The following is a 13,034-nucleotide window of genomic DNA, read 5'->3' on the forward strand; positions in this document are numbered from 1 at the left end:
GCATGCGATTAGGCCTTGTTACTGCGCACAGGCACATCCGCCACGCTTGATAACCTGACTCTATTTCAACAATCATGACATACAATCGCTGGATAATCGTGACTCTCTCAACTAGAGTGTTGACGGCGCTAGGGTCTGACCAAGGCCGTGATAGTGCGATAGGCATAGTGACACCTGCAGGAGAATAATAATGTCATCACTAAGTAAAGAAGCCGTTATGGTGCATGAAGCGCTGCTGGCACGCGGTCTGGAAACGCCGCTGCGCGGGGCGTTATTGGATCGGGATACGCGTAAGCAACGTATTGCCGAGCATATGACGGAAATTATGAATTTGCTGAGCCTCGATCTGAGCGATGACAGTCTGGCTGAAACACCGACGCGTATCGCCAAAATGTACGTTGATGAAATATTCTCCGGTTTGGACTACGCCAACTTCCCCAAAATCACCATCATTGAAAACAAAATGAAGGTAGATGAGATGGTTACCGTACGGGATATTACGTTGACCAGCACCTGTGAACACCATTTCGTGACGATCGATGGGAAAGCCACGGTGGCGTATATTCCGAAAGAGGGCGTCATTGGCTTGTCGAAGCTCAACCGGATCGTCCAATTTTTCTCTCAGCGCCCTCAGGTGCAGGAACGCTTAACACAGCAGATTCTGGTCGCGCTGCAAACGCTGTTGGGAACCAACAACGTTGCGGTCTCGATTGATGCGGTGCACTACTGCGTGAAGGCTCGCGGTATCCGTGATGCGACCAGCGCCACGACCACGACATCGCTCGGTGGTCTGTTTAAATCCAGCCAAAATACGCGTCAGGAATTCTTGCGCGCGGTGCGTCACCACAATTAAGCCCTCTCTTATTGGCGATGATGAAGGAAATGCGCTTTGTCATCGTCAAATCGGTCATCGTCAAATCAGCAAGCATCTTCGCTTTTTCTCTGTATGTGCATACAATCGCTACTTCGATGATTTAAACATGTAATTTGTATGCCTTCTCACACTATACCGTCACCTCATTCGCCACCCTCGCGGATCGTTGCGCTGGATTTTGCGCGCGGCGTCGCCATCTTAGGCATTTTACTGCTGAATATTACGGCGTTTGGTTTGCCGCATGCGGCCTACCTGAATCCGGCCTGGCAAGGGGAGCCTACGCTGCCTGATGTTTTAACCTGGGCAGCGATGGATCTGCTGGCGCAGGCGAAATTTCTGACGTTATTTTCTCTTCTTTTTGGCGCAGGGTTACAACTACTGCTACCGCGAGGGAAACGCTGGGTACATGCACGTCTGTTCTGGTTGATGGTCATTGGGCTGATTCATGCCATTTTCCTGTGGGATGGCGATATTTTGCTCGACTATGCGCTGATTGGACTGGTGTGTTACGGCATGATTCGTCATGCGGAAAGCAGCCGGGTGTTAATGCGGACAGGGGCGGTGCTGTATCTGGTGGGCATCGGCGTACTGTATGTGCTGAGCCAGATTTTGAGCCTGCAACCGGGACGGTTTTGGCTGCCGAGCATGGCAGATATCGCCTATGAAGCCTACTGGCGGGCGTTAGGTGGGCCAGAAGCGTGGGGAAATCGTCTCGATCTACTGACAGAAAGTCTGTTATCGCTGGGCGTGCAGTACGGCTGGCTGCTGGCGGGATCGATGCTGCTGGGAGCTGGCTTGATGCGCAGCGGCTGGCTGAAAGGTGAGTTCAGTTCGGCGCATTATCGTAAGGTTGCGCTGTGGCTGACTCCGCTGGGTGTGGCAATCAACAGCGTTGGCGTAGTAGGGCAGTGGCTGGTGGGTTGGGAATATCGCTGGAGCGGGCTGTTACTGCAGATTCCGCGTGAACTGAGTTCACCTTTGCAGGCGATAGGGTATCTGTCACTGTGTTATGGCTTTTGGACCACGCTGTGCCAATGGCGAATCACCTACTGGATTACGGATGTCGGGCGCATGGCGTTAACCAACTATTTGCTGCAAACGCTGATTTGCGTCGCATTGTTTAATCAACTTGGCCTGTTTATAGCGTTCAGCCGCCTGCAACTGCTGGCTCTGGTTCCCGCTATTTGGATCGTCAATCTGGTCTTTTCTCGCTACTGGTTGCGCTATTTCCGTCAGGGGCCGCTCGAATGGCTATGGCGCACGCTCACCAATGCGATAGGGAAAACGGCGTAGAGAAAGACGCTACGGTACCGCCTGCTCGTGGTGAGGTTCAGATTCGGGCTCGGGTTTCGCCAGTTGCTCTGGTTTAACCTGATGCCCAGGAGTTGGAAGCACCTGTTCCGGTGGGACGGCAGGATAATCTGGGGCATCGTCTGGAATGGTATGTTCAGCGGGAATCGGCACCTGCGGCCCTAAAAAGCGCGGTTCGCGTTTAAGGATATACAGATCGAACAGTGCGCCCAGACGAGCGCCAAACTCACGAACCCGCACGGTCATCATATTTTTCGGGGAAGGTACGGCGTAACACTGTGCCTGAATGCCAAGGTGCAGCGCGATGAATAGTGCGCGTTCGCAATGGAAACGTTGGGTGATGATGGTGAAATCGTTGGTATCAAACACCTTGCGTGTTCTGACGATAGAATCCAGCGTACGGAACCCCGCATAGTCCAGCACGATATCCGAAGGCTGAACGCCTGCGGCGATCAAATCACGACGCATCGTCATTGGTTCATTGTAACTTTGCAGCGCGTTATCACCGCTGAGGAGCAGATAGCTGACTTTGCCGCTGTTGTAAGCGTTAATCGTCCCTTGCATACGGAACAGATAATACTGATTGATCACGCCTGTACGGTAGTATTTTGCCGTTCCCAGCACGACGCCGACCTGCCGTTTCGGCAAGGCCTGAAGCTCATCATAAATAAAGGGCGCGGTTTTCCAACTGATCCAACGATCGAGGGCAAAAGCAGAGAGCAGCAGCACGCCAATGAGGGCTAACAAACCGAATGTCAGGCGTTTCCACATGCTTATGCCTCAGGTAAGGCGAGTAGACTAATCATGCCCCAAGGCTACTTTACCTGACAGGGGGACGCAAGACGAAGGCGAGGAACGGGCGGTTTATTGATTGAATTTTCAGCGTGCGGCACGAGATGGCGTAAAAATAAAACGCCAGCCTTTCGGGCAGAAAAGCTGGCGTGATGGGTCATACTGGTTACTTAGCCCGTTGTTAGGGGAAACACAGGGGGAGGTTCCCGCAGGGAGGCCTCACCCCTGTGGTCGCCCCGTGTATCTCGATCCTTAAACGATCGGTATTAGGCGTAATGGGCGCGTTAAACTCGGCTACCCCACAGATCGTATTCATCTGCGTGTTCGACTTTCACTTTGACGATATCACCGACTTTCACATCGGTTTCGCCGTTCAGGTAAACCGCGCCGTCAATTTCAGGGGCGTCAGCCATGCTGCGGCCAATCGCGCCTTCTCCGTCGATTTCATCGATCAGCACCAGCACTTCACGGCCAATTTTATCCTGCAAACGCTGGGTGGAAATCGCCTGCTGAAGTTGCATGAAGCGATGGAAACGCGCTTCTTTGACCTCTTCCGGCACCTGATCTGGCAATTCATTTGCCGCTGCGCCTTCGACTGGGCTGAATTTAAAGCAGCCCACGCGGTCAAGTTTGGCTTCTGTCAGGAAGTCGAGCAGCATCTGGAAATCTTCTTCCGTTTCGCCAGGGAAGCCGACAATAAAGGTAGAACGCAGCGTTAAGTCCGGGCAGATTTCGCGCCAGCGCTTAATGCGCTCCAACGTTCTTTCGACTGCACCCGGACGTTTCATCAGCTTGAGAATTTTTGGGCTGGCGTGCTGGAGCGGGATGTCCAGGTAAGGCAGGATTTTGCCTTCTGCCATTAACGGAATCACATTGTCCACGTGTGGATACGGGTAGACATAGTGCAGGCGCACCCACACGCCGAGCGATGCCAGTTGCTCACACAGGCTGACCATGCTGGTTTTGACCGGTTGCCCGTTCCAAAAGCCAGTACGCTGCTTCACATCCGCGCCGTACGCTGAGGTATCCTGAGAAATCACCAGCAGCTCTTTTACCCCTGCATCAACCAGACGTTTTGCTTCATCCAACACCGAACCGATTGGACGGCTGTCTAAATCGCCACGCATAGAAGGGATGATGCAGAACGTACAGCGGTGGTTACAGCCTTCTGAAATTTTCAGATAGGCGTAATGGCGCGGCGTGAGTTTCACACCTTGCTCGGGAACTAAACTGGTAAACGGGTTATGCGTCGGTTTCGGGACGTATTGATGTACGTGTGAGAGCACCTGCTCATAGCTGTGCGGACCGGTAATTTCCAGAACTTTTGGATGTACTTCGCGTATTTGATTTTCTTTGGCACCCAAACAGCCCGTTACGATGACTTTACCGTTCTCATTCAGCGCTTCGCCGATGGCTTCCAGCGACTCTTGTACCGCGCTGTCAATAAAACCACAGGTATTGACGATCACCAGCTCAGCGTCGTCATAACGTGGGACGACCTGATAACCTTCAGTACGCAGTTCGGTCAGAATCCTCTCGGAGTCGACGAGGTTTTTCGGGCAACCGAGGGAAACAAAGCCGATACGTGGTTGTTGCATATTATTCGCTCACAAAATAAACAGAAAATAAAAACCGGAGGATTCTACACCATAGTTGATTATCCTTATAGTCAGTGGTGTAAAACTCAGCATTTTATCACTGCGGCGATGGTGCTTTCGTGGAAGGCGCTTCGCAAAGCGGCGCTAAATAGCAAATGCGCACAGAACGTTATGGTATACTTTTTCATCATTACCCATGAGTCAGGAGGCATGATGGTGCAGCGAATTAAAGTAGTGCGAAAGCATCAGCGCAAAAGCAAGATTGATGATAATCGGACCTTAATGCAGATCGGTGCCCGTGCCTCAAAGCAGGCGATAAAAGAAGCGTTGGATTCCGGTGTATCAATCGCTTATATCAAGGATGGGTGGCTGGTTAGTCAAGCACCTGATGGTACGCTCTCAGAAATTAAAGCCGTGGACGGTCAACCGCCAATTAAGCTTAGGGAGCTACTTTGCCGAGCTTGAGATTGGTTGCGGGCCCGAATGGATCGGGCAAAACGACGTTAACTAAAGAATTGAGAGAAACGTACGCCGTTCCGTTAGGGCAGTATCTTAACCCCGATGATATTGCAAAACATATTGATCTACCTGCATTGCTGGGGGAAACGGTCGATAAAGCGCTGCTGCAAGATGAATTAGCAGCCAGACTGGCACAGAAAATCTCTTTAGGTCTAAGAGATGACTGGATTCGCGATCGACTTTCTTTCACCTATGAATCCGTGATGAGTCACGAAAGTCATCTCGATTTTGTAAAGTCGGCGAGAAACAGTGGCTATAAACCCTATCTTTACTATGTTTGCACGTCAGATCCAGAACTCAATGAGGAGCGAATCACTCAGCGTGTTGCGTTAGGTGGACATAGTGTGCCAAAGGAAAAGGTCTTCGGGCGTTATCAGCGTAGCTTGAGGTATCTCTCCGGGATGATACAACTTTGCTACCGTGCCTATTTTTTCGATAATTCAACGACTAAGCTAACGTTTCTTGGTGAGGCTACGCCGGATGGCTTTCTTGATATCGTCGAGGAGTCGTTTGATAACGTGCAGCCTATGTGGTTGTACAAAAATGTGATGACGTCGTGGGATGAAAACAAAATCAGGATGATTCAGCCGAGATAATCCAACTTATCATTTCCGCCGCTTTATCTTCTGATTTCTCTGAATTTCTTCAATAAATGTAAACCTTGTCCCGTTTTTTTGCACAAATATCGACTGCCGCCTAAATTTACAGGACTTTTTTGTTGGATGGAGACGACGCTATGTCCTACTGCCTGATGCTTCGTGACTCTGCTTCACACACCCTGTTACGACGATTTTCTGTTGCACCGCATTGGTTGCTGCTTAGCGCAACGTTGCTGTTTTCCAGCCAGATTTTGGCGGCGCAACCGAAGGTGACGGAATTGCAGGATAACCTGGATCACCCGTGGTCATTAGCGTTTTTACCGCAAGAACAGGGGATTCTGATTACGGAACGCGCCGGGAATTTACGCTTATGGAAAGCAGGTAGCGTGCTGTCTGCGCCGATAGCTGGTGTACCGAAGGTCTTCGCTAAATCACAGGGCGGATTGCTGGAAGTCGCGCTATCGCCAGATTTTGCACAGAATCGGCGCATCTATCTGAGCTTTGCTGAAGAGGGGAGTGAGGGTAAAGCGGGAACCGCTGTCGGCTACGGTAAGCTCTCTGAAGATAATAAACGGTTAGAGAATTTCACGGTCTTCTTCCGTCAGGAACCGAAACTGTCGACGGGTAACCATTTCGGCGGCAAGCTGGCCTTTGATCGACAAGGGCATCTGTTTATTGCACTGGGCGAAAACAACGAACGCCCGACTGCACAAGATCTGGATAAATTACAGGGCAAAATTGTTCGCCTGACTGCTGAGGGTAAAGTGCCGTCCGATAACCCGTTTGTGAATACGCCTAACGTGCGACCGGAAATCTGGTCTTACGGCCACCGCAACCCACAGGGATTGGCGATTAATCCGTGGTCTGGCGTGCTGTGGGAAAATGAGCATGGCCCGAAAGGCGGCGATGAAATCAACATTCCCAAAGCGGGCGAAAATTACGGCTGGCCGATTGCAACGCATGGCATTAACTATTCAGGGCTGAAGATTCCAGAAGCGAAAGGAAAAGAAATTGCGGATATGGCGAATCCTGATTTTTACTGGGAGAAATCACCGGGTATCAGCGGTATGGCCTTCTATAACAGCAACCGTTTCCCGCAGTGGAAAAATTCGGTCTTTATCGGTGCACTGGCAGAGAAGAACCTGATTCGGTTGACGCTTGATGGCGACAACGTCGCGTCCCAAGAGCGCTTGCTGGGCGATCGCGGTGAACGCATCCGCGACGTAAGACTGGGGCCAGACGGCTACCTCTATCTGCTGACCGATCACGACAATGGCAAATTGCTGAAAGTCGGGCTGGAGTAAGAGATCAGGCACCTTGCGGTGCCTGTTTCACTTAAGACAGTGGAATCATGACGTGTTTCTGGTACGCCGGACGTTCGGTGAGTTGCTCATACCAGCGTTCCAGATGAGGATGCGACTGTTGCTCAATCGGCATATTCAGCCAGCCGTAAGCAATACAGCCTAATGGAATGTCGCCAACGCCAAACTGTTCGCCGGACAGCCACGGCTGGTTAGCCAGAACGGTATCGACAATATCGAACAGACGTTCGCATTCGGCGATGCCTTTCTGTACTAACGCCATATCGCGTTTTTCTGGCGCAACGCGCACCATATTAATGAACACCGGCCCGAAAGACACGGCGAAGGAGGTGGCCCAGTCCATCCACTTCTCGGCACTGGCGCGTTTTCCCGCATCGGCAATATACAGCGAATCCTGACCATACTGTGCTGCCAGATAACGGACGATGGTATTGGATTCCCACAGCACCAGATCGTCGTCCCGCAAACACGGGATGAGGCCATTAGGGTTCATCGCCAGATAATCGACCTCATGGTTAAGACCGAATTGTCCGCCCGCCGCAATATGCTGATAAGGCAGTGCAAGTTCTTCCGCACACCACAGGACTTTCTTTACGTTGGTCGAGTTATCACGACCCCAAATCGTTATCATAGCAACCTCTTTGTGCACACAAGGATATTCGGATGTTTGCGATAGTGGGAAATAATGATACACCTTTTTAGTCTTTATGATTTCACTTGTCATTCTTAACAATGGCAGCATCTTTCTAGCTCGACCTCGAGGAGAAGGCGACATTGCGATATTCCTCGTGCCATCCGTTACTCCCTCTGGCTACCTGATACCTAGATTTTCAGACATTCCTTAATTTTTCCTAAGTCCTTATTTTATATGAATTTTTTTAGAAACTTTCATTTCTTTGACTATATTTACAGAATGAGCAGTTTTCATCCCACAGATGACGCGTTACCTTTGTATGTTACTAAAGCTTTCAAAACATATTGAAAATTAAGATTTTTTAACGACTGATGGATATCGCGGCGAACTCATGAAAACAACTCCTTTCCTGACCAGACTCACGTCTTTCTCTGTAGGTACGGTATTGCTTGTTGGTTTACTGCCATCCACCTATGCGGAACAGTTGCCAGCGGTGTCGCAGATTGATGCCAAAGCCTATATCCTGATCGATCACCACAGCGGTAAAGTGCTGGCGGAAAGCAATGCTGATGAGCGTCTTGACCCTGCCAGCCTGACAAAAATTATGGCGAGCTATGTGATTGGGCAGGCGATCAAATCCGGTAAAATTCGTCCGACTGATGAAGTGACCGTCGGAAAAGATGCCTGGGCAACCGGTAATCCGGCGCTGCGTGGTTCGTCGCTGATGTTCCTTAAGCCGGGCGACCGTATCCCCGTTTCTGAGTTAAATAAAGGCATTGTCATTCAGTCAGGTAATGATGCCAGCATCGCGCTGGCGGATTACGTCGCGGGTAGTCAGGATGCGTTCGTTAGCCTGATGAACAGTTATGCGAAGGCACTTAACCTGACGAATACGCATTTTCGGACCGTGCACGGTCTCGATGCGCCAGGGCAGTACAGCACCGCACGCGATATGGCTCTATTAGGACAGGCGCTGATTCGCGATGTGCCAGAAGAATACGCGTTGCACAAAGAAAAAGAGTTCACCTTCAATAACATTCGCCAGCCTAACCGGAACCGTCTGCTGTGGAGCGCTAACCTGAATGTGGACGGTGTGAAAACCGGTCATACTAGCGGGGCAGGGCACAATCTGGTGGCCTCGGCTACCGAAGGTAATATGCGCCTGATTTCCGTGGTGTTGGGGGCACAAACGGATGCTATTCGCTTCCGTGAAAGTGAAAAACTGCTCACCTGGGGTTTCCGCTTTTTCGAAACGGTAACGCCTATCAAGACGGATGCGCCTTTTACCATGCAGCGGGTCTGGTTTGGTACTGAGAAAGAGGCACGACTCGGCGTCGCACAGGATGCTGCGCTGACCATCCCGAAAGGGCAAATGAAGAACCTGAAAGCCAGCTTTACGCTCAATCAGCCGCAGCTTGCCGCACCACTGACCAAAAATCAGGTTGTCGGCATTATCGACTTCCAACTGGACGGCAAGAGCATCGGACAGCGCGAACTGGTCGCGATGGATGATATCCCCGAGGCTGGTTTCTTTAGTCGCCTCTGGGATACGGTGATGATGAAGGTGCAGCAGTGGTTCGGTGGGATATCCGGCTAATTTCCGGGGTGGATGAACTGAATGCCGTTGTTGGAAAAATAACGTAAGTAGGCGTCGCTCGGGGCGCTGTCGGAAATGACGGTATCAAACAGCGTCATCGGGCCAATGCAGGCGCGTTTAATCTGACCGAACTTGCTGCTGTCCGCCACTAGAATGATTCGCTGTGCGGTTGCCATCGCGCGTTGCTTCATGCCCAGTTCGGCAAAGTTAAAGCAGGTGGCTCCCGCAGTCAGTTCGATACCCGCCGCAGAGATAAAGGCTTTGTTCGGACAGACGTTGTCCAGCTCGCTTCGCTGGTTGAGTGGGGTAAAAATCGCGTTATCTGGATGGTATTCCCCGCCGCACAAAATCACTCTGCACGCCTTTTTTTCCTGTAGTGCTAAAAAGGTGTTCAGGGAATAGCAAATCGCGGTAAAGGGCAACGCATCAGGAATGGCATCAATGATGAAAGGAATCGTGGTGCCACAGTCGAAAAAAACGGTATCGTTTGCTTCCACCAGATAAGCAGCCGCAGTACCGATAGCCTGCTTCTCTCTTACGTGCTTGGTCTGCTGGTCGGAGACAAAATAGTTCGTGACACCGTTATTCTTCAGGTCGCTAACCACGTAGCCGCCGAGCAGCATGACGCTGGTGGAATCGGCATTCAGATCGCGGCGCACGGTCATCTCGGACACGCCGAGTAGCTGTGCGGCGTCTTTAAGATGGAGTTTATCGGTTTTCTTTAATGCCTGAGCCAGTCTGCCGATTCGTTCGTCGCGCCGCGTTTCCATAACATTCCCTGCTAGTAAGCTATTTTTTGTTGTTAGTAATTTCCTGCTGCGGCCGTTTCACCCGAAACGATAGCGACGCCTGAACTGGTGCCGATACGCGTGGCGCCTGCTTCAATCATACGCTGTGCCGTTTGGCGATCGCGAACCGCGCCGGATGCTTTGACACCCATCTCGCTGCCGACGCTGCTACGCATCAATCGAACGTGTTCTTCACGTGCACCGCCCGTGCTGAAACCGGTAGACGTTTTGACGAACGCGACATCCAACTGACGACACATTTCACACACCAGGACAATCTGTTCGTCATCAAGCAGACAGGTTTCCAATATTACCTTCAACGGTATAGCGGCGCAAACCTCACGCACGGCCTGAATATCCGCGTTGACGGCAGCAACATTCCCGCTTTTCAGCCAGCCGATGTTAATCACCATATCGATTTCTTGCGCTCCGGCATCAATCGCCGCTTTCGCTTCAAACGCTTTGCTGGCTGTCAGTCCAGCACCAAGAGGGAAACCGATAACAGAGCACACCTGAACTTCAGTGCCTTTCAGCTTTTCGGCCACAAGGGGAACGTAACCTGAGTTAACACAGACGGCATAAAAACGGTGAGCGATCGCTTCATCGCACAGGGTGACGATTTGCTGTTCGGTGGCATTGGCCGCCAGCAGTGTGTGGTCGATATAACGAGCGTAGTCAGTCATGGCAAATCCTTGATGATGTATACCCGTCATACTTCAAGCTGCTTGTGCGTTGGCAGCCCTTACTTACCCCAGTCACTTACTTGTGTAAGCTCCTGGGGATTCGCGCGGTTGCCGCCTTCACGCAACTCGAATTATTTAGGGTATCGATTAGAAATCAGATAGCGTAATTATGACACTCAGTAATTTTAATGTCATAAAAATAACAATAAAATTAAATTTTGTTATTATAATAACAAAAAATGAAGTAAGTATGATACCGAAGGTAGGGAGAATGAGAAGATGGGGGGGGTGAATCGTATAAAAAAGAAAAGAAAACGCCCATCGTTCTTGAACCTGAAAGGCGGGAACGATGGGCTCCTCAATAAAGGGAATCAAAGAAAAGCAGTGGCACTTATTCAGACTGTAGAGCAAAGAAAAAGTTCTAGTTTTTAAAAAATAATATTGACGATTTTTTACATTTTTTCAGCCGGGCAGCTCAGGCCAGATAACCACGATAAGTGAACCCGCTAAGGTGAGTAGCACGTTAGCGATGGCATAGGTACCCGCATAGCCGAGTGCAGGGATGTTACTGCGCGCCGTATCGCTGATAATTTCCATCGCGGGGGCGCAGGTTCGAGCCCCCATCATGGCACCAAAGAGCAGCGCACGGTTCATTTTCAACACGTACGCACCAAACAGGAAACAAATGACCACTGGCAGTAGGCTAACAATCAGCCCTGAAGCCAGCATCTGGATACCGACGTCTCCCAGGCTACTGTTAATGGTGCTACCTGCACTCAGGCCAACGCCCGCCATAAAGACCATCAGGCCGAATTCTTTGACCATGTTAAGTGCGCCTTGCGGAATATAGCCGAAGGTTGGGTGGTTAGCGCGCAAGAACCCCAGCATGATACCGGCGAACAGCAACCCAGCCGCATTACCGATGCCAAAGGTGAAGTTGCTGAATTGGATGGTGATCAGCCCGACCATCACGCCGATGACGAAAAATGCGCAGAAGGCGAGCAGATCGGTGACCTGGCTATGAATAGAAATGAACCCGATTCTGTCAGCAATGCTTTTTACCCTGCGGGCGTCCCCGCTGACCTGCAAGACATCGCCTTTATTCAGGACGACGTTATCGTCAATCGGCATTTCAATCTGGCTACGGACAATCCGGTTAAGAAAACAGCCGTGATCGGTCAGCTTCAATTGGCTAAGACGCTTGCCGACGGCATTGTGATTCTTGACGACGATCTCTTCCGTCACGATGCGCATGTCCAGCAAATCGCGGTCAAAAACTTCCTTGCCATCGCGGAAATTGGAGTTCAGGCGAGAATGGGCATCGGGATAGCCGACCAGCGCGATCTCATCGCCGATTTGCAAGACGGCGTCACCATCAGGGCTGGCCAGAATCCCGTTGCGTCGGATGCGTTCGATGTAGCAGCCGGTCTGGCGATAAATCCCCAGCTCACGCAGATTTTTGCCGTCCGCCCAGCCAACCAGCTCCGGCCCGACGCGATAGGCGCGAATCACCGGCAGATACACTTTTCTCTGGCTGTCCTGGTCTAACCCGCGCTCGCGTGCAATCTGCTGAGCGCTGGTAGGTAAATCCTGATGCTGGAGTTTGGGTAGGTAGCGTGCGCCAAAAATGAGGCTGACCAGCCCGACTAGGTACGTCAGCGCATAGCCCAAACTCAGATGATCTTGCTCAATACCGAGCTGGTTACCCAAGCTGGCGGTATTGCGCAGCGTGTCACCCGCACCGACCAGCACTGGCGTTGAAGTCATTGAACCGGCCAGCATCCCTGCCGTCAAACCAATTCCCCAGCCAAAGAGTTTGCCTAAGCCCAGAGCCAGTAACATGGCGCTGCCGACCATTACCAGCGCCAGCATGAAATAGTTTTTCCCGTCGCGAAAAAAAATAGAAAAGAAATTCGGTCCAGCTTCCACGCCCACGCAAAAAATAAATAACATAAAACCGAGACTCAGCGCTTCGGTATTAATCGAAAAATGCTGTTGGCCGAGTAATAAAGAAACAACTAAAACTCCAATGGAATTACCAAGTTGTACTGGCCCGAGGCGCAATTTTCCCAGGCAGAGTCCTAATGAAAGGACCACGAATAAAAGTAGAATGTAATTCCCATTTAACAAATCAGCGACGTTTATATTCATGGAATGTAACTTGTTTTTTACCAGTAAGTTCTTGATGTTATTCATTATAGCGGCTAGATTTAGCCATGAAATGCATGAATTCCCGTGACGGTGTCAATACGCGTCGGCTGAAAGGAATCAGCCTCGTTCAGTATAATTTATCCGATAAAAATTGTTCAGTGTAATT

General features: G+C 50.8%; 12 protein-coding genes. 6 read left to right on the forward strand and 6 right to left on the reverse strand.

The window, feature by feature from the left end; genetic code table 11:
- The first annotated feature begins 190 nt into the window (after positions 1-190).
- Entirely contained in the window at positions 191-853 is a 663-nt protein-coding gene (folE, locus tag DMB82_RS08605; protein WP_102118834.1) for a GTP cyclohydrolase I FolE, read from the forward strand.
- Between the two features lie 138 nt (positions 854-991).
- Positions 992-2,167 (forward strand): DUF418 domain-containing protein YeiB, encoded by a 1,176-nt coding sequence (gene yeiB / locus DMB82_RS08610; protein ID WP_116163488.1) that lies wholly within the window; start codon positions 992-994, stop codon positions 2,165-2,167.
- Positions 2,168-2,176: 9 nt separating this feature from the next.
- Here the strand turns inward: yeiB and sanA are convergent, their stop codons facing one another.
- Positions 2,177-2,956 carry an outer membrane permeability protein SanA gene (gene sanA / locus DMB82_RS08615; protein ID WP_116155660.1) on the reverse strand — a complete coding sequence of 260 codons (780 nt, stop codon included), beginning with the start codon at positions 2,954-2,956 and terminating at the stop codon, positions 2,177-2,179.
- A gap of 305 nt (positions 2,957-3,261) precedes the next feature.
- Positions 3,262-4,575, reverse strand: coding sequence for a 30S ribosomal protein S12 methylthiotransferase RimO (gene rimO, locus DMB82_RS08620; RefSeq protein WP_116163486.1), 1,314 nt, complete (start codon positions 4,573-4,575; stop codon positions 3,262-3,264).
- Between rimO and DMB82_RS08625 the strand changes: the two genes are divergently transcribed.
- From DMB82_RS08625 to DMB82_RS08635, 3 genes are all read left to right on the forward strand, one after another.
- The gene (locus DMB82_RS08625) at positions 4,567-5,040 is read left to right on the forward strand and encodes a hypothetical protein (protein ID WP_107332993.1); all 474 of its coding nucleotides are present in this window, start codon (positions 4,567-4,569) and stop codon (positions 5,038-5,040) included. The two genes, rimO and DMB82_RS08625, sit on opposite strands and share 9 nt — an antisense overlap.
- Positions 5,028-5,690 (forward strand): ATPase, encoded by a 663-nt coding sequence (locus tag DMB82_RS08630; protein WP_102119365.1) that lies wholly within the window; start codon positions 5,028-5,030, stop codon positions 5,688-5,690. Before DMB82_RS08625 ends, DMB82_RS08630 begins: the two co-directional genes overlap by 13 nt.
- A gap of 140 nt (positions 5,691-5,830) precedes the next feature.
- The gene (locus tag DMB82_RS08635) at positions 5,831-6,997 is read left to right on the forward strand and encodes a PQQ-dependent sugar dehydrogenase (protein ID WP_102119366.1); all 1,167 of its coding nucleotides are present in this window, start codon (positions 5,831-5,833) and stop codon (positions 6,995-6,997) included.
- A 31-nt stretch (positions 6,998-7,028) separates the two neighbouring features.
- Here the strand turns inward: DMB82_RS08635 and DMB82_RS08640 are convergent, their stop codons facing one another.
- The gene (locus DMB82_RS08640) at positions 7,029-7,646 is read right to left on the reverse strand and encodes a glutathione S-transferase family protein (protein ID WP_102119367.1); all 618 of its coding nucleotides are present in this window, start codon (positions 7,644-7,646) and stop codon (positions 7,029-7,031) included.
- A gap of 394 nt (positions 7,647-8,040) precedes the next feature.
- Between DMB82_RS08640 and DMB82_RS08645 the strand changes: the two genes are divergently transcribed.
- Positions 8,041-9,246 carry a serine hydrolase gene (locus DMB82_RS08645; RefSeq protein ID WP_116163484.1) on the forward strand — a complete coding sequence of 402 codons (1,206 nt, stop codon included), beginning with the start codon at positions 8,041-8,043 and terminating at the stop codon, positions 9,244-9,246.
- Here DMB82_RS08645 and deoR read toward each other — a convergent pair.
- The 3 genes from deoR to DMB82_RS08660 all read right to left on the reverse strand — a co-directional run bounded on the left by deoR (position 9,243) and on the right by DMB82_RS08660 (position 12,868).
- A complete protein-coding gene (gene deoR, locus DMB82_RS08650; RefSeq protein ID WP_116163482.1) occupies positions 9,243-10,016 on the reverse strand; it encodes a DNA-binding transcriptional repressor DeoR in 774 nt (257 codons plus the stop codon). The two genes, DMB82_RS08645 and deoR, sit on opposite strands and share 4 nt — an antisense overlap.
- Before the next feature lie 32 nt (positions 10,017-10,048).
- Positions 10,049-10,717, reverse strand: a complete 669-nt coding sequence (deoC, locus tag DMB82_RS08655; protein WP_102119370.1) for a deoxyribose-phosphate aldolase — start codon at positions 10,715-10,717, stop codon at positions 10,049-10,051.
- 462 nt (positions 10,718-11,179) lie between these two features.
- Positions 11,180-12,868: an aspartate:alanine antiporter gene (locus DMB82_RS08660; protein ID WP_102119380.1), complete on the reverse strand. Its 1,689-nt coding sequence runs from the start codon at positions 12,866-12,868 to the stop codon at positions 11,180-11,182.
- Between the last annotated feature and the right edge of the window lie 166 nt (positions 12,869-13,034).

Source organism: Pectobacterium aquaticum (assembly GCF_003382565.3).
Classification (GTDB): Bacteria; Pseudomonadota; Gammaproteobacteria; order Enterobacterales; family Enterobacteriaceae; genus Pectobacterium; species Pectobacterium aquaticum.